The sequence below is a fragment of the Sphaerimonospora cavernae genome (assembly GCF_042435035.1).
Classification (GTDB): domain Bacteria; phylum Actinomycetota; class Actinomycetes; order Streptosporangiales; family Streptosporangiaceae; genus Sphaerimonospora; species Sphaerimonospora cavernae.
Genome location: NZ_JBHMQT010000005.1, coordinates 100,061 through 122,000, shown reverse-complemented (window position 1 = coordinate 122,000; position 21,940 = coordinate 100,061). Strand labels below are relative to the sequence as shown.

Here is a 21,940-nt window from a genome sequence, read left to right as displayed (position 1 = left end):
CGAGTCCTCTGTTGGCGTGAGACGTCGTCGGGCCGTGCGGGTTACTCGCCAGGCCGTATCAGGCCGCTTTCGTAGGCCAGGATGACCAGCTGGACACGGTCTCGTACGTCAAGTTTGGCGATCGCCCTGGTGATGTGGGTCTTCACGGTGAGCGGACTGATGACGAGACGCTCGGCGATCTCGTCGTTGGACAGGCCGAGCGCGACGAGCCGGGCCACCTCCACCTCCCGGGCCGTGAGGACGGCCAGCCGCTGCCCGGCACCGGCAGTGAGGTGCCGACCGCGGACGAACTGCTCGATGACGCGCCGGGTGACGCCCGGGGACAGAAGCGCGTCCCCTGCGGCGACGGCCGCGACCGCACGGCGCAGATCCGCCGGTTCGACGTCCTTGGTGAGGAAACCGCTGGCTCCGGCACGCAGCGCGGCGAAGACGTGCTCGTCAGTGTCGAACGTGGTGAGGATGATGACGCGTGAGCCGGAGGTGGGTGGCTCGGTGACGATGCGCCGGGTGGCGGCGATGCCGTCGACGCCGGGCATGCGGATGTCCATGAGGACGACGTCGGGGCCGGTGCTCGCGGCCAGCCGTACGGCTTCCTCGCCGTCTGCGGCTTCACCCACGACCGCGATGTCCCGCGAACGGGCCAGCAGGCTGCGGAAACCGGCCCGCACGAGTGCCTGGTCGTCGGCGAGGAGCACCTTGATCGTCACGGTGACGAGCTTGCCACAGGGATCTCCGCCTGCACGGCGAAACCCGCGGCGGCCGGTCCCACCGTGAGCGTGCCGCCGAGGGCGCGCACGCGCTCGCGCATGCCCATCAGGCCGTGCCCCTCGCCGACGCCGCCGTCGAGATGTCCGTGCCCGTCGTCCAGGATCCGCACGGTGACCGAGTGCGGCCGGTAGGCGATGGTCACGCTGACCTCAGTCGCCCCCGAGTGCTTGAGTGTGTTCGCGAGGGCTTCCTGGACGATGCGGTAAACCGCGACGGCGGCGGTCGCAGGGACCGTCGAGCGATCACCCTGCTCGTCCAGGAGCACGCTCAGCCCGGTAACTTGGGCCTCGGCCACGAGCTTCCCGATGGCGTCAAGGTCAGGTTGAGGCACCGTGGCCGTCGGGCCCTCACGCAGGACGCCGATGAGGGAGGCGAGATCGTGCATCGCCTGGTTCCGGACATCTTTGGCCAGGCGCAGCGCGGCGGCGGCCTCAGCCGGCTCCTCGGCGATGGCGTCTGCGGCGACGTTGAGGTGGACACCGACGACGGCCAGGGTGTGGGCGACGATGTCGTGCACCTCACGCGCGATGCCCAGCCGTTCCTCAGCTGCACGGGCGCGGTCGTCGGCCTCACGCAGCCGATCGCCTGCGCGCCGCGAAGCGGCGTAGGCCAGGCCCGCGGCGATGAGCACCGCCAGCAGCACTCCTTCCCCGAGAGTGTGGATGAGGTAACGGGTGAGGTTCCTGCCGATGATCCACCGGGCATCGATGGCGGAATAGACGAGCTGGGCGACGCCGATGGCGGCCACCCAGCGCACGCGGGAAGTGGCGGCGGCGGTGAAGTAGGCGGCCGACACCGGCCAGATCCACCCGGCGGGCGACCAGTAGGCGAGGTGATAAGCGAAGATCGCGGCGACCGACAGCAACAGCACGGTCATCGGCCACCGCCGCCTGACGAGCAGGAGCACACCGAGGAACAGGGCCAGGGGAATCGGGCCCGCCCAAGGATTTCGCACCCCCGCCGCGAGAGCGACGGCGACGACCACGACCACGGTGAAAGCGGCGAGCGCGACATCGGCGATCCTGGCGGGCAGACGAACAGGAGCGGGTGCGCGCGGCGAGTACCGCTCGGCCATGTGAACCCTTTCCGCTGCGAAGGAATGACCCCACGCTAGGCGGGACCGCACCCGGGCCGCGTCATCCATCCCCCGTCACTTCGGCCTCCTCCTTTCGCAGTACGGCTACCTCAGAGGGAGTAGGGCTTGTGAGCGATCCGTCAGCATTCCTTCATATGGATCGGTCTCGTCTCACCAACGCTATGCGGAAAGACCGCGTTGCCACTCGTTGAAGCGTTTTCGCATCGTCTCGATACGCTCGGACGTCACTCCATAGGTGAGGAAATCACGGTCAGGGACACGATCAAGGTAAGATATGGCTTCAGCGAACATGGGCCTGTCGAAGCCGGGATTGTGTTCTTCTGCTACCGCCAAGAGTTGTTCGGTGGTGTAGCAGCCGCTACTCAAGATCGCATCGATATCCAGGAAGTCCCTGGGCGCCCACCGGTTGAACAACGCGTCCATCTTGCCGGCCACCGCGTCATCGGGGTGCAGCACTGGGCCGATCTCCAACATGACCGGGGAGCGTGCCTGCCAGAACACCCCCGGGTCCACCTTGCAACTATGCCCTGCGGCATCACTAACTTCCATCTGCACCAGGTCAGGCGTACGCAGCCTTACGTCAACCTGAAACCCCTCCCGGCGATATGCGTCCACGACCAATTGCTCGACCTGCTCGGGAGTGCCCCGCCACGGCGTGAACAAGTCGATGTCCTCTGACGGGCGGGCACCGAAGCCATGCAATTGAACCGCATGACCGCCGCCGAGGACAAAGCCGTATCGCGCGGCCAATTCCAAGCCGATACGGGCGAGGCACTCCTGAAGCTGATCCATCAGGCGGCTGCACGACGCAGCTCGGGAAACCGGTTCTCCCAAAGCGCACGGACTCGCCGTGCAGGCAGGATCTCCTCCGACGTGATCAGTCCCTGGCGAGGGTTCCCTGGTAGGTGATGTCGCCTTTGGCGCCGTCCCAGCGGTAGGAGAGGCCGTCGTCGGTTCTGGTCAGGGTGGCCGTACCGGCCGCACACTTGTCGATCCGGAAGACCAGCGCGGTCTCGGAGCTGCGCGTCAGCGTCAGGGGCGCCCGGCACGAGGTGGTCACGTCCTTCCAGGTGCCGTTGCCCTTGCCCGGCTCCAGCACGATCTGGATGTCGGTCTCGTCGTATCCCACGTTCGGCTCGATGTGGCCTCCCCATGTGCCGGCGAACACCGCCGGTACGGTCCCCCCGGGCGTGGTCGTCGGCACGGCGGTGGCCTTCGGCGTGACGGTGGGGTCTCCTGCCGGGTCGTCCTGCACAGCGCTGTCGTCCTGTGCGGTGCCGTCGTCCTCCGACGTGGCGGTGTCGTCTCCCGCGGTGGCGTTCCGGTCACCGCTCTGATCGGCCGGAGGCGCCGTCTGGGTGCCGGCCGGTGAGACGCTCGTCGTCGCGGCGGCGCCCTGCGAAGAGGCGGACGAGGCGCCGTTCAGCCGCGGCGCCAGCAGGGCGGCGGTGACCGACAGTGCGGCGACGGCCGCCACGGCCCCGATGACGATCCCGGTACGCGAACTCCGCCGTTCGCCGCCTGCCCCGGTGGCCTCCACCGAGCCCGGCAGGGTCGCCCCGGCCGCGGTGAGGATGGCGGTCGTCTCGCCGTGTCGTACCCCCTCCGGTCTGGTGGCCGCCGCGGCGCCCGCCCGCAGCGGGTTGGGGGCGGACCCGACGAGCTCCAGCAGGAGATCCCGGGAGGATGGCCGGCGCGCCGGATCCTTGGCGAGGCAGCGTTCGACCACCCCGCGCAACGACGCGGGCAGCGCCGATGCGTCGGGCTCGGCGGTCAGGATCCGGTGCATGACCGCGGGCACGCTGTCGGCGCCGAAGGCCGCACGGCCCGTGGCGGCGAAGACGATCGTGGCCCCCCAGGCGAACACGTCGGCGGCGGGGGTGGCCGGATGCCCGGCGATCTGCTCGGGTGCCAGATAGGCGGGGGTGCCGACCGGGCCGGCTGTGATCGTGTCGCTCGCACCGTGCCGGGCGATGCCGAAGTCCACCACCCGGGGCCCGTCCGGCCCGAGGAGCACATTGCCGGGCTTGAAGTCGCGGTGCACGATCCCGGCGGCGTGGATGGCCGCCAGCGCCGTGGCCGTACCGACCGCGAGCCGTTCCAGCTCACCGCCGCGCAGCGGGCCGCCGGAGCCGACCCGCTGCTGCAGGGACGGCCCGTCGATGAACTCGCTCACGACGTACGGCATCCGCCCGTCGACCACCGCGGTCAGCACCCGGGCCGTGCAGAACGGCGCGACGCTGCGCATCGCGTCCAGTTCGCGGACCAGCCGCTGTCTGACAGATGAGTCGAGCCCCGACTTGAGCACCTTCACGGCGACCGGCTCCCCGCCAGGCACCCGGCCGAGGTAGACCACCCCCTGCCCGCCCTCGCCGAGCCGTCCGGTCAGCGTGAACTCGCCCAGCGTACGCGGGTCATCGGGCTCCAAGGGGGTGACCATGGGACCGCACGATAGCGGTCCGAAGGTGTCACCGGATACGGCTCAGAGCAGGCGGAGGTCGACCACGTAGGCGAGCCTGCGCCGCCCGGCATCGCTCATGTGCAGGTGATCACCGTGGTCGTACGCGGGTGCGAGTTGCTCGGGGAACTCCGGATCGCGGACGGCCTTGTCGAAGTCGATGACGCCGTCGAAGGCCCCGCTGGTGCGGATCCATTTGTTGACCTGCTGCCTGATCTCCTCCCGATCCTCGGTCCAGGTGCCGAAGCCGTAGAACGGGGTGAGCGTCCCGCCGAGGATCCGTACCTTTCGGGCATGGGCCATCTTGATCAGCCGTTTGTAACCGTCGATCAGCGGCGCTGCCGAGGTGTAGTAGCCCCGGGAGATGTCGTTGATGCCCTCGTAGAGGATGACCGTGCGCACCCCGGGCTGGGTCAGCGCGTCGCGCCGGAAACGGCCCACACCGCGCGGCCCGGCGTCATGGTGGAGCAGCCGGTTGCCCGCGATGCCGGCGTTGAGCACACCCATCCGCCGGTTCGCCGGCAGCCGGACGAGCCGCTGGTAGAGGTAGTCGGTCCAGCGCCGGTTGGCGTCCGCGCTCTGCCCCGCGCCGTCGGTCAGCGAGTCGCCGAACGCGACGACCGAGCGCGTCGCCTTCGGCGCGCCCACGGCGAGGCGGTCCAGGAAGTACCACTGGGTGCTGGTGTAGGTGAAGCCGTCGGCGGCCTCTTCTGCGGCGAAGTCTCCCGGATCCGACAGGTACGTGGTCGCGTAGGCGCGCTCGTGCCCGGTCACGCCCTGGACGTTGCTCGGAACGTAGAGGCTGACGACCACGTCCGATCCGCCGGGGATCTTTCCGGGAATCGGGTCGCTCCAGGCGGCGCGCCCGGAGCCGATCGTGACCGATTCGCGCCCGCCGAAGGTCACCGGACGGTTGGTGCCCATGAGGATCTCCGCGCCGTACGCCTGGATGCCGACGTGGACACCGCGGAACGTCACGGGCGCCGAGCCGAACAGGTTGGACAGGCGGATGCGCATCCCCGTGCCGCCGACGCTGGTCCGCACCACCATCCGGACCGTCTGATCGCCGAGGGCGGCGGCGAGCCGGGTGGTCGACGCCGACCAGGTGCCGACCAGGCGATGGGAGGCGGGTTGCTCGTCTTTCCGGCCCCCGTGCCGATCGGGCCGACGGTCGGCCTGCAGCGATTCCGCCTGCGCCGGAGCCGCCGGGAGCACCACCACGGTCGTCGCCGCGGTCGCCGCGGTGAGGGCGACAGCCGCAATCATCAACCGGTGAACCGGCCGGGGCATCAACATCCTCCTGATGTGATCGCGAATGATGTGGCCCTACATTACGAGAGTTTTCCCCGTGGCATACGTGAAAGAGCCATCCACCTCGCCGGGCCGTACCGGCTCGTGGGGTCTAGGCTCGGAAACGATGAACGAGCATGAGCGCTGGATAGAACTGAACGGTGCGGTCAACGTACGGGACCTGGGCGGGCTGCCGACCACCGACGGCAGCATCACCCGGTCCGGCCGGATTTTCCGATCGGACAACCTGCAGGGGCTGACCGACGGCGACATCGACCGTCTGGTCGGGGACCTCAAACTGAGGAATGTCGTGGATCTGCGGTCCGTGGCCGAGGTGCGGCTGGAGGGTCCCGGCCCGCTGACCCGGGTGGCGGAGGTCGGGATCCATCACCTCAGCCTGTTCCCCGAGGGCGGGTTGTTCACCGACGCCGGAGCCGACACGGTCGACGAGCGGACGCTGCCCCGGCGGGTCGGGCAAGCCGAGGACGAGAGCGCGGACCCGCGGGTCACCCGCTTCTACACCGGCTATCTGCGTGACCGTCCCGACTCGATCCTGGCGGCGCTGCGGGTGCTCGCCGCGGACGACGGCGCGGCCGTGGTGCACTGCGCGGCCGGCAAGGACCGCACCGGCGTGGTGAGCGCGCTCGCGCTCGCGGTGGCCGGGGCCGCCCCGGAGGCCATCGTCGCCGACTATGTCGCCACCGGCGTGCGACTGGAGGAGGTGCTCGCGCGGCTGCGGACCAGTGAGACCTACCGGGCCGACCTGGACGCGCACCCCGCGGACATGCATCAACCCCGGGCCGAATACATGACGCGGTTCCTGGCCAGGCTCGACCGCCGGTTCGGCGGCCCGCTCGGCTGGCTCACCGCCAACGGCTGGACCGACGGCGACACCCGGGCCCTGCGCGCCCGCCTCCGCGACTGAGGATGCGGAGGCACGTCCAAGCGCGTGCCTCCGCTCAACTGTGAGGCAGTCGTACGACCTGGACGAAGAACTCGTCGATCTGCTGGACGGCCGCGATGAACTGGTCGAGGTCGACGGGCTTGGTCACGTACGCGTTGGCATGCAGCTTGTAGCTGCGCAGGATGTCCTCTTCCGCGGCCGAGGTGGTCAGCACCACGACGGGGATGTGGTTCAGATCGGAGTCGGATTTGATCTGCCTGAGGACTTCGCGGCCATCGTACTTCGGCAGGTTGAGGTCGAGGAGGATCAGGCCCGGCCTCGGTGCCTCGGTATGGGCCCCCCTGCGATACAGGAAGTCGAGCGCCTCCTCACCGTCGCGGACGACGTGCAGGGTGTTGCCGATCTTGTTGTCCGCGAACGCCTCGCGGGTCATCAGCTCATCGCCCGGGTCGTCCTCGACGAGCAGGACGTCTATGGGCTCGGCGTCGGTCATCATTCGGGTGTCCCTTCGGTCAGGGCCGTCACTGGCTGGGTCGGAGCGGTGACGGGCAGGGTGAAACAGAAGCGGGTGCCACCGGTATAGGCGGTGTCGATCCAGATGCGCCCGCCGTGATGTTCCACGATTTTCTTGCACAGGGCCAAGCCGATGCCGGTGCCACCGTACTGGTCACGGCCGTGCAGGCGTTGGAAGATGACGAAGACCTTCTCGGCGAACTCTTCCGGGATGCCGATGCCGTTGTCGCTGACGCACAGCCTCCAGCCGGCCTGCCGAGGCTCCGGTTCACAGGTGATGGAGACGGCCGGGGATCGGTCCGGGTGCCGGAACTTGATGGCGTTACCGAGAAGATTCTGCCAGAGCATGGACAGCAGGACCGGGTCTCCCGTCACCCGGGGCAGCTCATCGGGCCGATCGACGTATACGCCGGACTCCTCGACGGCCGCGGCGAGGTTGGTCAGGGCCTTGTCCACAGCCTGGTCGAGCGGCACGTCCGTCCGGGCGTCGTTGAGCCGTCCAACCCGGGAGAAGGTGAGCAGGTCGGTGATGAGGACCTGCATCCGCTTGGCGCCGTCGACGGCGAAGTCGATGTACTGGACGCCTCGGTCGTCGAGCTTGTCACGGTAGCGGCGCTCGAGCATCTGGCAGAAGGAGGCGACCTTGCGCAGCGGCTCCTGCAGGTCGTGGGAGGCGACGTAGGCGAACTGCTCCAGTTCGGCGTTGGACCGGCGCAGCTCGACGGCCTGAACATCCAGATCCACCGCCAGCCTGGCCAGCCGTTCCCGCTGAGCCTGTGAGGACTGCAGCGCGGCGACGATGCGCATTCGCATGTTTTCCACGTCATCGGCCACGGCCCGAAGATCGGCCGGTCCCCTGGGGGTGATGCGGTGGGTGAACTCGCCGTCGGCGACACGCCGGGACGCGGCGCGCAGACCCTGCAGGGGCCTGGCGACCAGCAAGTTGATCAGGACGGCCAGCACCGCGGCGGCGAGAAAGAAGAGCGCGACCAGCCCGGCCATCACAAAACCGCGCACATCTCGCATCTGTTCCAGCCGGCGTAGCCCCTCATCCCGGACCTCGTCCAGTTGGGCGGTCTGGGTCTCCAACAGGGCACGCAGATGATCGAAGGCTTCCTTGCCCTGATCCGGGCTCGTGTTGTCGCTCGCCTGGGGCCTGCCCACCACGACCTTCGCGATCAGCGGATCGGCGTAGGACTGCCGCCATCGGACCGCCGCCGACTCGATCTCGTCCAGAGTGGCCAGCAGCGCCGGTCGACTCTCCAGCAGCGCACGCAGACGGTCCGCCGACTGGGCCTCGACCTGCTTGCCCTCCGTGTACGGCATCAGGAAGGACGGCTGGGCCGCCATCGCATACCCCCGTGCTCCGCTCTCCTGGTTGAGCAGGGCGGTCTGCAGCCGATATGCCTCGATCCTGGCCGGTGTGATCGTCGAGGTCATGTACTCGGAGAAGTCCGTGGTCCCCTGCAGCAGCCGGGAGCCGACCACGGCGCCGACGATGACCAGCAGCACCATCAGACCCAGGACCAGGTGAAACCAGCCCCGCACGGTGATGCGGAGATACAGCTGGAGCCTGCCGAGCCCCGAGGTGGCGGACTGCCCTGTGGATGTGGTCATGGGATGCTCACGTCCCTGCTCCACTGCAGGTGTACCAGGGCCACATCGTCGGCCAATCCGCCATAATTCTCCGACATGGCCTCGGCCCGGCTGAGCAGGCTGTCGACGAACGCCGCCGGCGCCAGATCGGCCGACTGCCGGGCCAGGACCAGCAGGCCGTCCTCACCGAGCCGCTCGCGTGAGCCGATGCGTCCCTCGTACAAGCCGTCGGTGAACAGCACGATCTCCGCCTCTGGCACCAGGTCCATCCGGTGAGCCGGGAAGTCGTCGACCCCGGGCAGCATCCCCAGAGCCGGGCCCCCGGGAGGCACGAGCAGTTCCACTCCCGCCGGGGAGCGTACGAGCATGCCCGGATGACCGGCTCGCATGACCGTGGCACCCCGCCGGTCGGGGGAGAGCACCAGGCTCGTCATCGTGGCGTAGATCTGCCCGCTCGACCGTTCAGCGATCAGCAACTCCTGCAGTTTCCGAAGCTGCCGGGGCCCGAATGTTCCGTTGAGCACCAGCGTGCGCCAGGCGATGCGCAATCCCACTCCGAGCGCCGCCTCATCGGGACCGTGACCGGACACATCTCCGATCATGGCGTGCACACTGCCGTCGGCCAGTTGCACGACGTCGTAGAAGTCCCCGCCCAGCAGCGTCTGGGCTCGGCCCGGCCGGTAGCGCGCCACCACGTCCACGTCGCCGGCGCCCCGCAGCAGCGGTACCGGCAGCAGACCACGCTCGAGGCGGGCGTTCTCCCGCGCGTGAATCCGGCCCGCCTGCAAGGCAGCGGCATCCTGCTCGGCCTGCTTGCGCTGCATCGCGTAACGCACCGCACGGCCGAACAGATCCGGTTCGACTTTGCCCTTGACCAGATAGTCCTGTGCACCGGCGGCCACCGCGCTCAGTCCCACGGACTCCTCAGCCAGCCCGGTGAGCACGACGATCGCGATGTGTTCCCCGTGCTGCCGCAGGTCGCTCAGCGACTGGAGACCATGCGCGTCGGGCAGGTGCAGATCCAGCAGGATGCACCCGGGCTGCCGGTCGGCCAACCACTCCAGCGCCTGCTCCAGGCTGCTCACCCACTGCAGCCGCATCTCCAGCCCGCTGTCGGCCAGGAGCTCCTCCACCAGCAGCGCGTCACCTGCATCGTCCTCGACGAGCAGTAACGGCGGCTGCTCGTCCGCCTCGGCCCGCTCCGGCCCGTCCCCGACCGACCCGGACAGGCGGAGGTCCGGCGATGTCTGTGCAGGCCCGGCGGCAGGCTGCTGCTCAGTGCGCGAACGCCCCACCGCACGAGGCACTTGTCCCCCTCACTATCCACTTGTCTCATTGGTTACGGAGACATTACCGGCACGGCGCCGGCAATCGGCACCACGGGTGTGCAGGAGGTCACCCACGACTGTCAGGTCACCTCATCACACCGAGCCGGGGGACGAGGCGGGGCAGGTCGGTGAGGGCGTCGGCGACCAGATCGGCCTCGGCGGCCCCGGGGCTCGCGGCGTGCAGATATCCCCACGGGCCGCGGCGCAGCAGAGCCGTACGCATCCCGGCCCGCCTGGCCGGCCGCACGTCGTTGTCGAGCCGGTCGCCCACATAGAGGATCTCCCGCGGGGCCCGGCCGGCGACGGCCGCGACCTTGGCGAAGAAGCCCGGCTCCGGCTTCTCCACGCCCCAGGCCGCCGACGTGTGGATCGCGTCGACCGGCAGGTCCATCGCGGCGAGCGCGTCGTAGGCCTGCGGCGGCTGGTTGCCCGCGACGATCACCTGGTAGCCGGCCTCGCGCAGCGCCGCCAGCCCGGGCCGCACGTCGGGGTAGAGGTCGCCGGCGTCGAAGTTCTCCCGCAGGCCGCCCGGGTCGTCGCGCCGCCACGCCTCGATCTCGGCCTCCAGATCGAGCCCCGGCCGGATCACCTGGAAAGCCTCCTGGTGTCCCCGATCGAGCGCGGCCATGCCGCCGAGCACGCCCATGAAGGTCAGGCGCGGCACGCCGAGCCGGTCGGCCCAGCGCGACCAGATCCGCGTCTCGTCGATCAGCGTCTCCCCCACGTCGAACACGAGCGCGCGAATCACCATCGTCTCCCCCATCTGCTTCACAACCTACTCAGATCCGCTCGATCGCCTTGCGGATGCGCTTCTCCGACACCGGCGCCGGGGTGCCGAGCTGCTGGGCGAAGAAGCTCACCCGCAGTTCCTCGATCATCCACCGGATGTCCCGTACGGCGGGCGCCTCGCGCTCTTCGGGCTTGAGGCTGTCGAGCAGGTCGCGGTAGTCGTCCTCGGCGTCGTGGACGCGGTGCATCCACTCCCGGTCGCGGTGCGGGTCGTCCGGCAGCTTCTCCAGGCGGCGTTGTACGGCACGCAGATAGCGGTGCACGTCCGGCAGGCGGCCGTAACCGGTCCCCGTGACGAACCCCGGGTGGACGAGCCCTTCCAACTGCTCCCTGAGGTCGTCCACGATGTCGGCGGGCCCGGCGAGAGAGCTCTGCACGGCATGCCAGACCGTGAGGATCCGCTCGACCCGGGCGACGACCTCCTCGGTGGTGTCGAACAGCGACGCGCGCACGTGGTCGTGCAGGCGGCGGAATCCCGCCTCGTCCCACGCCGGTCCCCCGGCCTCGGCGATCAGCCTGTCGGCCGCGCACGCCGTACAGTCGTCGAACAGCGCGGCCGCGCCGCCGTGCGGGCTGCGGCTGAGCGCGAGCTTGGCCGGCGTGCCCAGCCCGCGCAGGATCGCCTTCGCCGGGTTCACCACGTTGAGCAGCAGCAGCCTGCGGGTCCCGGCCCACATGGCCCGGCGCTGCTCGGCCTCGGTCTCGAACATGCGGACCGCGACGCTGCCGGTCTGGTCGACCAGCGCCGGGTAGGCGCGCATCCGGCCCTGCTCGAAGAGCTTGGGCAGCGCGCCGATGTCCCAGTCGCGCAGCCCGGTGCGCTCCAGGTCATCGGCGGCGCGGGACAGCGTGGCGCGCAGGCGGGGCGCGAGGCGGCGTTTCAGCTCCTCCAGGTCCTTGCCCTCGGCGATCGTCCGCTTGCGGTCGTCGACCACCCGGTAACTGATCCGCAGATGCTCGGGCACCTGGTCCGGCGCCCACGCCTCCCGGGGGATGTCCACCGCGGTCATGCGGTGCAGTTCCCGTTCCAGCGCGTCGAGGATCGGCTCGCTGCCGGGCCGTACCCGCTCCAGTACGGCCTTGGCGTAGTTGGGCGCGGGCACGAAGTTGCGCCGCAGCTGCTTGGGCAGCGACCTGATGAGCGCGGTGACGAGCTCCTCACGCAGCCCGGGGATCTGCCAGTCGAAGCCGACCGGTTCGACCTGGTTGAGCACGGCGAGCGGGACGTGCACGGTCACGCCGTCGGCGGTCGCCTCCTCAGCGGGCTTGTCCTCGGCCCTGCCCCCGGCGGGCGCCGACCCCGGATCGAACCGGTAGGTGAGGCGCATCCGCTGGCCGTTCTGCCGCCACGCGTCCGGGTAGTCGCCGGCGCTGACCCCGGCGCCCTCGTTGACCAGCATCTCCGGTGAGAAGGTCAGCAGATCGGGGGTCTCGCGGGCGGTCTTCTTCCACCAGCTGTCGAAGTGCCGTCCGGAGACGACGTCGCCGGGGATTCGCTGGTCGTAGAAGTCGAACAGCGTCTCGTCGTCCACCAGGATGTCGCGCCGACGGGCCTTCTCCTCCAGCCGTTCGACCTCCTGCAGCAACTTGCGGTTGTCATGGAAGAACCTGTGGTGGGTCCGCCAGTCGCCTTCGACGAGGGCGTTGCGGATGAACAGCTCGCGGGACAGCTCGGGGTCGATCCGGCCATAGTTGACCTTGCGCTCGGTCACGATCGGCACGCCGTACAACGTGACCTTCTCGAGCGCGATGACGGCGGCCTGGTCCTTCTCCCAGTGCGGCTCGCTGTAGGTGCGTTTGACCAGGTGCTGGGCGAGCGGCTCGATCCACTGCGGCTCGATCTTGGCGTTGACCCGCGCCCACAGCCGGGACGTCTCGACGAGCTCGGCCGACATCACCCAGGCCGGCTGCGCCTTGGCGAGCGCCGATCCCGGAAAGATCGCGAAGCGCGCCCCCCTGGCGCCGATGTACTCGGTGATCGGCCTGCGGCCGTCCTGCCTGCGCTTTTCTACGACGTCCTTGACCCCGACGTGCGACAGCAGGCCGGCGAGCAGCGACTGGTGGATCCGCTGGGGGTCGGCGTCGACGCTGTTCGGCACGATGCCGAGCGTCTTGGCCACCTGCCGCAGCTGGCTGTCGATGTCCTGCCATTCCCGGACCCGCAGGTAATTGAGGTACTCCGACTTGCACAGCCGCCGGAACGCGCTCGACGACAGCTCCCGCTGCCGCTCCTGAAGATATCGCCACAGATTGAGATAGGTGAGGAAGTCCGATTCCTTGTCGGCGAATCGCCGGTGTTTCTCGTCGGCCGCCTGCTGTTTTTCCGCGGGCCGCTCGCGCGGATCCTGGATCGACAGGGCCGCCGCGACGACCATGACCTCCCGGGCGCAGCCGTTGTGATGGGCCTCCAGCACCATCCGCCCCAGCCGGGGGTCCACCGGGAGCTGGGCGAGCTTCCGCCCGACCGGGGTGAGCTGCGGGCCGGGACCTTTCTGCCGGCCTTTCTGCAGGGCCTGGGACGGCCCGGCGGAGGCGGCCGGGGCCAGTGCGCCGAGTTCGTGCAGCAGGTTGACCCCGTCCTTGATCTGCCGGCTGTCCGGCGGCTCGACGAACGGGAACGCCGCGATGTCTCCCAGGCCCAGGGAGGCCATCTGCAGGATGACGCTGGCCAGGTTGGTACGGAGGATCTCCGGGTCGGTGAACTCCGGCCGGGAGGCGAAGTCCTCCTCGGAGTAGAGCCGGATGCAGATGCCGTCGGACGTACGGCCGCAGCGGCCCTTGCGCTGGTTGGCCGAGGCCTGCGAGATCGGCTCGATCGGCAGCCGCTGCACCTTCAGCCGGTTGCTGTAGCGGGAGATGCGAGCCGTGCCGGGGTCGATGACGTATTTGATGCCCGGGACGGTCAGCGAGGTCTCGGCGACGTTGGTCGCCAGCACGATCCGGCGCCCCCCGCGCCCATGAGAAACACTGCGGGACTGGAAGACCCGGTGCTGCTCGGCCGCCGACAATCGCGCGTACAGCGGCAGGACCTCCTCCGGGCGGCCCTTCAGCGCGTCCGCCGTGTCGCGGATCTCCCGCTCCCCGCTCAGGAAGACCAGGATGTCGCCCGAGCCCTCACCGCACAGCTCGTCGACCGCGTCGACGATCGCCTGGGTCTGGTCGTCGTCCTCGCCGACCGGGCGGTACCGGACCTCGACGGGGTAGGTGCGGCCGGACACCTCGACGATCGGCGCGCTTTCCCGCCCCGGTTCGGAGAAATGCCGGGCGAACCGCTCGGGGTCGATCGTGGCCGAGGTGATGATCACCTTGAGGTCGGGCCGCTTCGGCAGCAGTTGCTTGACGTATCCGAGGATGAAGTCGATGTTGAGGCTGCGCTCGTGGGCCTCGTCGATGATCAGCGTGTCGTACTGCAGGAGAAGCGGGTCGGTCTGCATCTCGGCGAGCAGGATGCCGTCGGTCATCAGCTTGACGAGCGTGCCGTCACTGGAGTGGTCGGTGAACCGCACCTTGTAGCCGACCGCCTCGCCCAGCGGGATGGACAGCTCCTCGGCGATGCGCTCGGCCACGGTCCGCGCGGCGATCCGCCGGGGCTGGGTGTGCCCGATGGCCCCGTGGACGCCCCGGCCGAGCTCCAGGCAGATCTTCGGCAGCTGGGTCGTCTTCCCCGAGCCGGTCTCGCCCGCCACGATCACGACCTGATGATCGCGGATGGCCTCGAGCAGGTCGTCCCTGCGCCGGCTTACCGGCAGCTCCGCCGGATAACTGATCTTCGGTACGGCGGCACGCCGTACCGAGACGCGCCGCTCGGCGGCCTCGATGTCTCCGGCGATCTCGCCGGCCACGGCCCGGCGTACCGCGCCGTCGCGGACCTTGCGCATGCCGTCGAGGCGGCGGCGCAGCCTGCGCTGATCGCGCAGCATGAGGTCGGGAAGGCGGCCCTGAAGGTCGGCGAGCGTGTTCATTCCATGCTCAAGGATAGGCAACCACCCCCGTGGCCCTGCCATCCGTTTTCCGCGCACCGGGGGTGGTGGGGTGCGAGGCCATCAGGTGATTGGGACATTTGGGGACGGGTAGCAATAAAAAGGATGAACATCCACAAAGGGGGACCGGATGATCAGGATGCTCCACCAGATGGGGCTGCGCTCCAACATGATGTACGGGGCCGGCCTCCTGTCGATCGGTGCTTCGATCGCCTCGTGGTTCGTTTCGAAGCAGTACGAGCGCGCGGGCATGGACCGGGCCGACCGCTGGGGGCTGTTCATCGGCGAGTGGGCCCCGACGTGCTTCGCGCTCGGCATCGCCCTGCGCATGGAGGAGCTGAGCGAGGAGATGGGTCACGAGACTCCCGAGTTCCACGAAGAGGGCGCGGAGATCCGGCAGCCCGCCCGGACCGGAATGTGACACCGGACCGGAATGTGCCACCGGCCAACACCACCCCGCCCCACCACCAAACCCCGTGATCTTGCGAATACTCGCACATCGAGCCAGGAGCAGGGACTTCACATTCATGATCTTGCGGTTTCTCGCAGACATAGGTCCCGACCAGCGGAGACATCTTCCGTGATCTTGCACTCGCTACTGCAAGATCACGGAGTTGATTCGCGCAGGTCAGGAAGGTAGTTTGCAAGAAACTGCAAGATCACGGGCCGGGTGTGGCCACGGGCCTGGCCGGACCTGGTCGGACGCCTTCTCGGGGTTTCTCGGGCTTCTCAGGATTTCTCGGGCTTCTCGGTCTTCTCGGTCTTCTCGGTGCGGACGACGGCGATCGGGCAGTGTGCCCGATGGAGGACGCCATGGCTCACCGAACCGAGCAGCGCCCCCTTGACCTCGCCGACTCCGCGGGTGCCGACGACCACCAGGTCCGCGGTCCGGGAGGCCTCGGCGAGAGCCGAGATGGGGTGCCCGCACACGGCGGACTCCACCAGTGGGACATCGGGGTGCTCCTCCCGCCACGGCGCCAGCCGACGGCGGAACGACTCCGCCTCCGCGTCGAAGATCTCACCCATCACCGCGCCGTATCCGCTGGCCACCGGACTGAACATGGGCGACTGCCAGGCGTTCACGGCACGCACTCGAGCCCCGCGCAGCCGGGCCTCCTCGAACGCGAACGCGACCGCCGACTCACTGTGCGGGGATCCGTCGAAGCCCACCACGACCTCGTCGTACGGCTCGTGCCGGACGTCCCTCACCACGACGAGCGGGGCGGCCGCCCGGGCGGCGAGGCCTAGCCCGACGGACCCGAGCACGAGCCCGGCGAATCCCCCCATCCCCCTGCTGCCGATCACGAGGAGGTCGGCCCGCTCCGACTCATCCGTCAGCCGCTCGACCACGGTGCCCGTGGCGAGATCGGTGGTCACGGTGAGACCGGGTGCCCGCCCTCCGGCGCGCTCGTCCGCTCGCTCCCGGGCGTGGGCGAGCACGCCCTCGCAGTAGTCCGACACCGATTCGCTGAAGCCTTCCACCGCGTGGAAGGGATACTCGTTGGCCCACGGCTCGCGAACATGCACGATCTTCAGCGCGGCGTCGTGCCGCAGTGCGTCGTCCACCGCCCAGTCCACCGCCGCCAGTGCCTGTTCGGAGCCGTCGACGGCCACCACGATCAAACCGGACATGTTCGCGACCTCCCGGGTAGTTCCGACAACTCCATCACACCGTCTTGACCGCGGCGCGGCCAGCGGCCGAACGGCCCGGCCGAAAAGGACCTCCGGCCTCTGCGCCGTCTCTGCCGGACAGGAGTTCGATGGAGGGGGCGAGGAGCCCGGAAGACAACGGACCGCGTCATCCACATCCCGCAAAGGAAGATCTCCGCGATCCGGGGCCGGTCTGTGCGGACGGGCCCTGTTAGGAGCGGGGAACGGCGGAGAGATGCTTGACAGAGGAGGTGGACCTCATGGAATCCAAGAGATGGAACGTCGAGATCTTCGTCGACGAAGACGACAGTGACGACCTCACCACCGCGACCGCCGTGCTGTACACCAACGCCGGCAGAAGGCACGAAAGCGTCGCGCACGCCCGACGCAACCCGGTAGACCGGCCCGTTCCAGACATCGGTGACGAGCTGGCGGCGGGACGCGCACTGTCGGACCTGGCCGCGAAACTGCTCGGGGACGGCGCGGACGACGTCGCGCGGCTCGCGGGGCCGGCCTACGAGACGCACTGACGGCTCGGGCTCAAGGCGCGGGCGGACAGATCACCGGAGGACGCGGCGGACGGGCGACGTCACGTGCCGCGGAGTAGTGTCATTCCTCTCTAACGACGTCCTCCGGGTTCTTGTCCTCCCGCATGCCTCGCCAGGAGGGATGCCGCAGCCGGCCGTCGCCCGTCCACTCGCCGAACCGCACCTCGCCGACCAGCACGGGATGCACCCAGTAAGCACCCCGCGTGTCCTCGCGTGGCAGTTCCTCGTCGAAAGGCGAGGTCTCCCGCTTCAGTCGCGCCAGCCGGACGGCGAGCTCGCGCAAGGTGGCCTCGGTGAATCCGGTGCCCACGCTCCCCGCGTAGCGGAGGCGGCCGCCCTCGTCGTGAACGCCGAGCAGCAGTGACCCGATCATGCCGGCGCGGCGACCGGCGCCGGGCCGCCAGCCGCACACGACGACATCCTGGGTGCGGAAGTTCTTCACCTTCACCCAGTCAGGCGACCGTCTTCCCGGCCGGTACGGCGAGGCCAGCCGCTTGGCCATCACCCCTTCCAGGCCCAGCCTGCGCGACTCGGCGAGCACGTGCGCGCCGTCGTCGCGGAAGCACGGCGGCACGTCCCAGTGGTCACCGGGCGTGACCAGCTCTTCGAGCAACTCCCGGCGGGCTGTGTACGGCATGGAGATCACAGGCTCGGCGTCGACGTGCAGCACGTCGAACAGCAGGTACGCCACCGGCACGGCGACCGCCAATCGAGCGATCTTGGCGGCCTGCCGCTGGTGCATCCTCGGTTGCAACGCCTCGAACGACGGCCTGCCGCGCCGGTCGAACGCGACGATCTCCCCGTCCAGGACCAGGTCGTGTCCGCCCACCGCCTCGGCGAGCCCGTACGTCTCCGGGTACGCCACCGTGATGTCCCTGGCGTTCCGGGAGATCAGCCGGAGCCGGCCGCCCTCGATGTAGGCGAGCGCCCGCACTCCGTCCCACTTCATCTCGAAGGCGTAGTTCTCACCCGGCTCGGGGAGCCGCCCGGCGGCCTGCCCCGTCATCGGCGGGTACGCCGGCAGCCCCCTCATGCCACCCGGACTTCACTCATACAGATCTTCGCTTCAGCCGAACAGACGGGTCACCTGCCCGGTGAGCAGCCCGGCGGCTCGCATCTCCTCGGTCAGCCAGGAGAACGCGGGCAGCACCACACTCCCGCCGCCGTTCACAGGAGCGAAGCCTCCCGGCGCTCCCACCACGAAAACAGGCGGCACTGGACCCGCTCCGGGCACCGGACCGGCGGGCGGCGCTCCGGCGGCCACCGGGCGGTTGAGCGCGCTCTGACCTGGGGTGGTCCCGTTGGTGTGCACGGGATCGCCCCCGGCGTCCCCGGCGCCCGCCCCCCGCGCCTTGACCGCGCGGCCCTTGCCCGTCATCCCGCGACCGCGTCCGCCGGGCTGAGCCACCCCGCCCGGGACCACATCACCCTGGGTGACACCGGGCTGGGCGACCGTGCCGGGCTGACCGGTCAGCCCCGTTTCGGCGGCGGCCGGTTCGCCGGCGATCCCGGCGGCGACGGCCGCGCCGTCGGCGAATTCCAGTCCGCCCGGCATCGCCGGTCCCACACCGCCGACCTCCATGCCCCCTGGCATCGGGACCCCTGGCATGGGACCCCCTGGCGCCGCGCCGACGGCGTCCGGATCCACCGGACCCGGCACGAGCAGGCCGGCCCAGGCCATCTCGGTGGTGAGCCGGTCGAGCAGCACGCGGATGTCGGCGGCCGGGATATCGGTGAATTCCGGTGCTATGAGCGCGAGGGCCGGGCTCAGGGCGAGCAGCGCGTTGGGCAGGCCCGCTCCGGTACGGCCCGGGTCGCCGAGGTCGAGAGGCAGGCAACTCGACTTGATGATCTGGAAGAGGCGCTCGACCCGCCGGGCGTCACGCGTGCCGTACCCGTCGCAGAGGTCCGGATGGTGGGCCAGCACGAGAGCCGCCAGGCCGGTGACGTGCGGCACGGCCATCGAGGTCCCGTCCCAGGCGGCGTAGTCGCCCGACGGGACGGCCGACAGCACGGCCACGCCCGGCGCGCAGACGTCGACCTCCGGCCCGTGACAGGTGAATCTCGGCGAGAAATATCCCTCCGCCGTGCACGGATCAGTGATCTCGGCGGCGTGTGCGGTGCCCGAGGGGAAGGTGCCGGCCCGCCCGATCGCGGCGACGGTCAGCACGGTGGGCAAGTTGCCGGGGAAGCCGACGGGTCCTCCGTCGTTGCCCGCCGCGACCACGCACGCCACGCCGGCCTCGCGGGCCTGCGCGATCTTGGCGGCCACGAGCTGGGACGGCTGCCTGCTGCCGAGGCTCAGGTTCACCACGTCGATCCGCTGCTTAATGCAGTAGTCGAGTGCCTCGATGAGCTCGCTGAACCGTCCCCCCGGGAAGATTTTGCAGGCGTGCACCTCGGCCTCGACGGCGAAGCCGACGACGCCCTGGCCGTCGTCCGCCCCAGCGATGATCCCCGCGCAGTGGGAGCCGTGGTAGGCGGTGTCCACCGCCCAGCCGTCCGGCTTACGCTCGGTGAGGTCGACACCTCCACTGATGCGATTGAGCAGGTCGGGATGGTCGATGGCCGCGCCGGAGTCGATGATCGCGACCTTCACGCCGGCGCCGCGGAACGTCGGCGGCAGCCGGTCGAGATTCATCGCCTGCTGCCCCCAGCCGAAGAGCCGGTGCCCCGGGAAGTCCTCGAAGGTATCCGACAGCCTCACCAGTTCGATCAGGTTCTCCCTGCTTGTGGACAGGGACGGACGGTCGAGGTGGAAGCTCCAGTGGCCGGAGCGAGGCTTGACCACCACACTGACGACGGATTCGGGCGTCTCGCCGGCGAGGGTCACCGATGCCCGGCCGTCCGCGCCCGTCACGGCCTGCGCCGGCCAGCCGTACCCGGTGACGAAGACGGTGGCTCCCGGCACCGGCTTGCACCCGACGTCGCGCACCAGGAACGTGAAAGTACTCTCGACGCCCGACGGCACCACCGCGGCAGCCGTACGGCGCCTGCGAGGCGGCCCGGGCACCTCGGTGTAGGTCAACAGCCGGTCGCGCTCGATGAGCACCTGCGGATACTTCATGTGCAGTTCGAGGGCGTGCTCGGCGGTCATGTCCACGATCAGGATCTCGGGGAACGGCGCGGCCGTCACCATCCCCTGAGGCACCATCCCCTGAGGCACCATCCCCTGAGGGGCGGTCCTCACGGAGACCGGCCCCTGCCGGTGCCCCGGCGGCTCGGTATGCCCCGGCGATCCGGGGTGACCCGGCAGTCGGCGACGCACGGTCACGTCGGGGTCGTTCTCGAGCAGCTCGCACAGGCTGTCGGCGTCGAGGGGCGTCGCGCTCACCCCCATCGCCGACAGGTACGGCTGCCGCAGCGCGGCCACCATGTAGCGCATGGGACGCGGCTCCACCACATGCGGCACCTGCCGCGTCGGCTGTCTGCCCCTGCTCGACGCCGGTGAGCGCGACTCGCTTCCGTCCTTGGGCTTGTCGTTACTGGTCACAACGTCTCGACTCTCCCCAGCTCAGGCTGGTCTCGCCGCACCTATGGGCTCGACGGGAACTAAGTCGTGTCTCAAAAGTCATGTCCTGCTGCGCGCGGCCCAGCCCGCGACGGACGGCACTTTTGCAACACTCCCAGGGGCCCGGACCGGTCGATCGACCGGTCCGGGCCGTTCATACGGACTCCGTCACAGGAGTGGAACCGTGGGCTGGCCGCTGTTGACGAAGCCGAGGACCGCCTGGAGCTGCGCCAGGCACGCCTCGAACTGTCCGGCCCGGTACAGCTGCACCGCCTGCACCAGCAGCGGGATGATTCCCGCGACCTGGGGTGCCTGCGGGAGCGACACCTGCAGCCAGGCGTAAAGCCGCTGCAGGGTCACCGCGCACTGTACCTGCGTTGGGACGAGCGCCGGCGGATGGCCCGGGATCGGCCCCATCGCCGTCCCCGTGACACCGCCGACCACCATGCCCATCGCCGGACCGGTCGTCATGGCCATCGCCGGGTTCACCACCGGATGTATGGCCTGGTTCATGGCCGGATTGGGCACCATGCCGGCTCCGCCCGAGACGGCGCCGGGCCAGGTAGCTCCTCCGCCCATCGAGTCCACCATGTGCCTCCGCTCAGAATCCGACACCGGCTGCGACCGGCACCTGCTGTGCGGCCTGCTGGTGCTGCTGGCTGACGTACTGCGGGGACACCTGCTGGCCGTACTGCGCCTGGTGCACCGCGCTGAGCGGGTTCACCGCGCCGAGCGTGCTCAGCGCGCTCAGCGGGGTGGGCGTGATCTGCGGAACGACCCGCAGACCGAGCGCCTGGGCGTACGGGGACTGGCCGTACTGGGTCTGTCCGTACTGGGCGGTCGGAACGTACTGCTGGGCGAGCTGCTGCTGGATCGCCTGCTCCTGGATCTGCTGCTCGACCTGGTGCTGGGTCTGCAGGACGTCCAGGATCTGGCGGGCAACCTCAACGCCGTGCCGGACGGCCATGCGGGCGACCTTGGTCCAGAAGGTCTGCGGGCTCACCAGGTGCTCCTGCGGGTGGACCTGCTCCTCCTGCTGGATCGCCCCGTTGAGCACCGATACCTGCTGGCCGGCGAGGTGCGGCATCGCCATGCCGAGCTGCGAGAGCTGCGGCGCGGCAATCTGCTGCTGGATGACCTGCTGGTACAGGACCGTCTCCAGAACCTGCCTGGCGACGGGAGCGCCGCGCCGGATGCCGATCCGGGCGATCCTGGCCCAGAAGGTCTGCGGGCTCACCAGGTGCTCCTGCGGGTGGATCTGCTCCTCCTGCCGGGTCGATTCGCTGATCGAGAGTGCCTGCTGCTGACCGAGCTGCAGCGGCGAGACCGGCTGCTGGGTCGTGTAACCCAGAGCGGCGGTCATGTACGAGGGTTGCATCGCTGTGAACGTCATAGTCACTCCTTCGAACCAGGTAGGTCTGGCTCATCGCCCTCTGTGATTACACAGCGTGACACGTTCACCGCACAACGTTGCTCGCGTAATGCTCCTCTAAGATCAACTTTGCGCTT

At 69.5% G+C, this 21,940-nt stretch carries 18 protein-coding genes; 3 read left to right on the top strand and 15 right to left on the bottom strand.

All coding sequences use genetic code 11. The annotated features are described in order from the left end of the window. Positions 1-41: 41 nt before the first annotated feature. From ACFHYQ_RS04510 to ACFHYQ_RS04490, 5 genes are all read right to left on the bottom strand, one after another. Positions 42-707 (bottom strand): response regulator transcription factor, encoded by a 666-nt coding sequence (locus ACFHYQ_RS04510; protein WP_394299784.1) that lies wholly within the window; start codon positions 705-707, stop codon positions 42-44. Further along, positions 704-1,843, bottom strand: coding sequence for a sensor histidine kinase (locus tag ACFHYQ_RS04505; RefSeq protein WP_394299783.1), 1,140 nt, complete (start codon positions 1,841-1,843; stop codon positions 704-706). Before ACFHYQ_RS04505 ends, ACFHYQ_RS04510 begins: the two co-directional genes overlap by 4 nt. Positions 1,844-2,023: 180 nt before the next feature. Next, entirely contained in the window at positions 2,024-2,656 is a 633-nt protein-coding gene (locus tag ACFHYQ_RS04500) for a nucleotidyl transferase AbiEii/AbiGii toxin family protein (RefSeq protein ID WP_394299782.1), read from the bottom strand. A gap of 85 nt (positions 2,657-2,741) precedes the next feature. Continuing rightward, positions 2,742-4,304 (bottom strand): serine/threonine protein kinase, encoded by a 1,563-nt coding sequence (locus ACFHYQ_RS04495; RefSeq protein ID WP_394299781.1) that lies wholly within the window; start codon positions 4,302-4,304, stop codon positions 2,742-2,744. A 42-nt stretch (positions 4,305-4,346) separates the two neighbouring features. Further along, positions 4,347-5,612, bottom strand: coding sequence for an SGNH/GDSL hydrolase family protein (locus tag ACFHYQ_RS04490; RefSeq protein ID WP_394299780.1), 1,266 nt, complete (start codon positions 5,610-5,612; stop codon positions 4,347-4,349). A gap of 127 nt (positions 5,613-5,739) precedes the next feature. Between ACFHYQ_RS04490 and ACFHYQ_RS04485 the strand changes: the two genes are divergently transcribed. Further along, complete coding sequence (locus ACFHYQ_RS04485; protein ID WP_394299779.1) at positions 5,740-6,537, top strand: tyrosine-protein phosphatase; 798 nt, start codon at positions 5,740-5,742, stop codon at positions 6,535-6,537. Between the two features lie 34 nt (positions 6,538-6,571). Here ACFHYQ_RS04485 and ACFHYQ_RS04480 read toward each other — a convergent pair whose 3' ends face one another. The 5 genes from ACFHYQ_RS04480 to hrpA form a co-directional block, all read right to left on the bottom strand. Then, positions 6,572-7,012: a response regulator gene (locus ACFHYQ_RS04480; protein WP_394299778.1), complete on the bottom strand. Its 441-nt coding sequence runs from the start codon at positions 7,010-7,012 to the stop codon at positions 6,572-6,574. Then, positions 7,009-8,646, bottom strand: a complete 1,638-nt coding sequence (locus ACFHYQ_RS04475; RefSeq protein WP_394299777.1) for a sensor histidine kinase — start codon at positions 8,644-8,646, stop codon at positions 7,009-7,011. Before ACFHYQ_RS04475 ends, ACFHYQ_RS04480 begins: the two co-directional genes overlap by 4 nt. Then, the gene (locus tag ACFHYQ_RS04470; protein WP_394299776.1) at positions 8,643-9,932 is read right to left on the bottom strand and encodes a PP2C family protein-serine/threonine phosphatase; all 1,290 of its coding nucleotides are present in this window, start codon (positions 9,930-9,932) and stop codon (positions 8,643-8,645) included. The genes ACFHYQ_RS04475 and ACFHYQ_RS04470 overlap by 4 nt, the downstream gene beginning before the upstream one ends. 106 nt (positions 9,933-10,038) lie before the next feature. Continuing rightward, complete coding sequence (locus ACFHYQ_RS04465) at positions 10,039-10,716, bottom strand: HAD family hydrolase (protein WP_394299775.1); 678 nt, start codon at positions 10,714-10,716, stop codon at positions 10,039-10,041. Positions 10,717-10,732: 16 nt separating this feature from the next. Further along, on the bottom strand, positions 10,733-14,704 hold the full coding sequence (hrpA, locus tag ACFHYQ_RS04460; protein WP_394299774.1) for an ATP-dependent RNA helicase HrpA: 3,972 nt from the start codon (positions 14,702-14,704) through the stop codon (positions 10,733-10,735). Between the two features lie 148 nt (positions 14,705-14,852). Here hrpA and ACFHYQ_RS04455 point away from each other — a divergent pair, with 148 nt between their 5' ends. After that, the gene (locus tag ACFHYQ_RS04455; RefSeq protein WP_204017378.1) at positions 14,853-15,143 is read left to right on the top strand and encodes a hypothetical protein; all 291 of its coding nucleotides are present in this window, start codon (positions 14,853-14,855) and stop codon (positions 15,141-15,143) included. A 308-nt stretch (positions 15,144-15,451) separates the two neighbouring features. Here ACFHYQ_RS04455 and ACFHYQ_RS04450 read toward each other — a convergent pair whose 3' ends face one another. Continuing rightward, positions 15,452-16,354, bottom strand: a complete 903-nt coding sequence (locus ACFHYQ_RS04450; RefSeq protein ID WP_394299773.1) for a universal stress protein — start codon at positions 16,352-16,354, stop codon at positions 15,452-15,454. 278 nt (positions 16,355-16,632) lie between these two features. Between ACFHYQ_RS04450 and ACFHYQ_RS04445 the strand changes: the two genes are divergently transcribed. After that, complete coding sequence (locus ACFHYQ_RS04445) at positions 16,633-16,902, top strand: DUF1876 domain-containing protein (RefSeq protein ID WP_204017376.1); 270 nt, start codon at positions 16,633-16,635, stop codon at positions 16,900-16,902. A 79-nt stretch (positions 16,903-16,981) separates the two neighbouring features. Here ACFHYQ_RS04445 and ligD read toward each other — a convergent pair whose 3' ends face one another. From ligD to ACFHYQ_RS04425, 4 genes are all read right to left on the bottom strand, one after another. Then, positions 16,982-17,953 (bottom strand): non-homologous end-joining DNA ligase, encoded by a 972-nt coding sequence (gene ligD / locus ACFHYQ_RS04440; RefSeq protein ID WP_394299772.1) that lies wholly within the window; start codon positions 17,951-17,953, stop codon positions 16,982-16,984. Between the two features lie 33 nt (positions 17,954-17,986). Next, positions 17,987-20,413, bottom strand: coding sequence for a S8 family serine peptidase (locus ACFHYQ_RS04435; RefSeq protein WP_394299771.1), 2,427 nt, complete (start codon positions 20,411-20,413; stop codon positions 17,987-17,989). 186 nt (positions 20,414-20,599) lie between these two features. Continuing rightward, on the bottom strand, positions 20,600-21,010 hold the full coding sequence (locus ACFHYQ_RS04430) for a hypothetical protein (protein WP_394299770.1): 411 nt from the start codon (positions 21,008-21,010) through the stop codon (positions 20,600-20,602). A gap of 22 nt (positions 21,011-21,032) precedes the next feature. After that, the gene (locus ACFHYQ_RS04425; protein ID WP_394299769.1) at positions 21,033-21,824 is read right to left on the bottom strand and encodes a hypothetical protein; all 792 of its coding nucleotides are present in this window, start codon (positions 21,822-21,824) and stop codon (positions 21,033-21,035) included. Positions 21,825-21,940 lie beyond the last annotated feature (116 nt).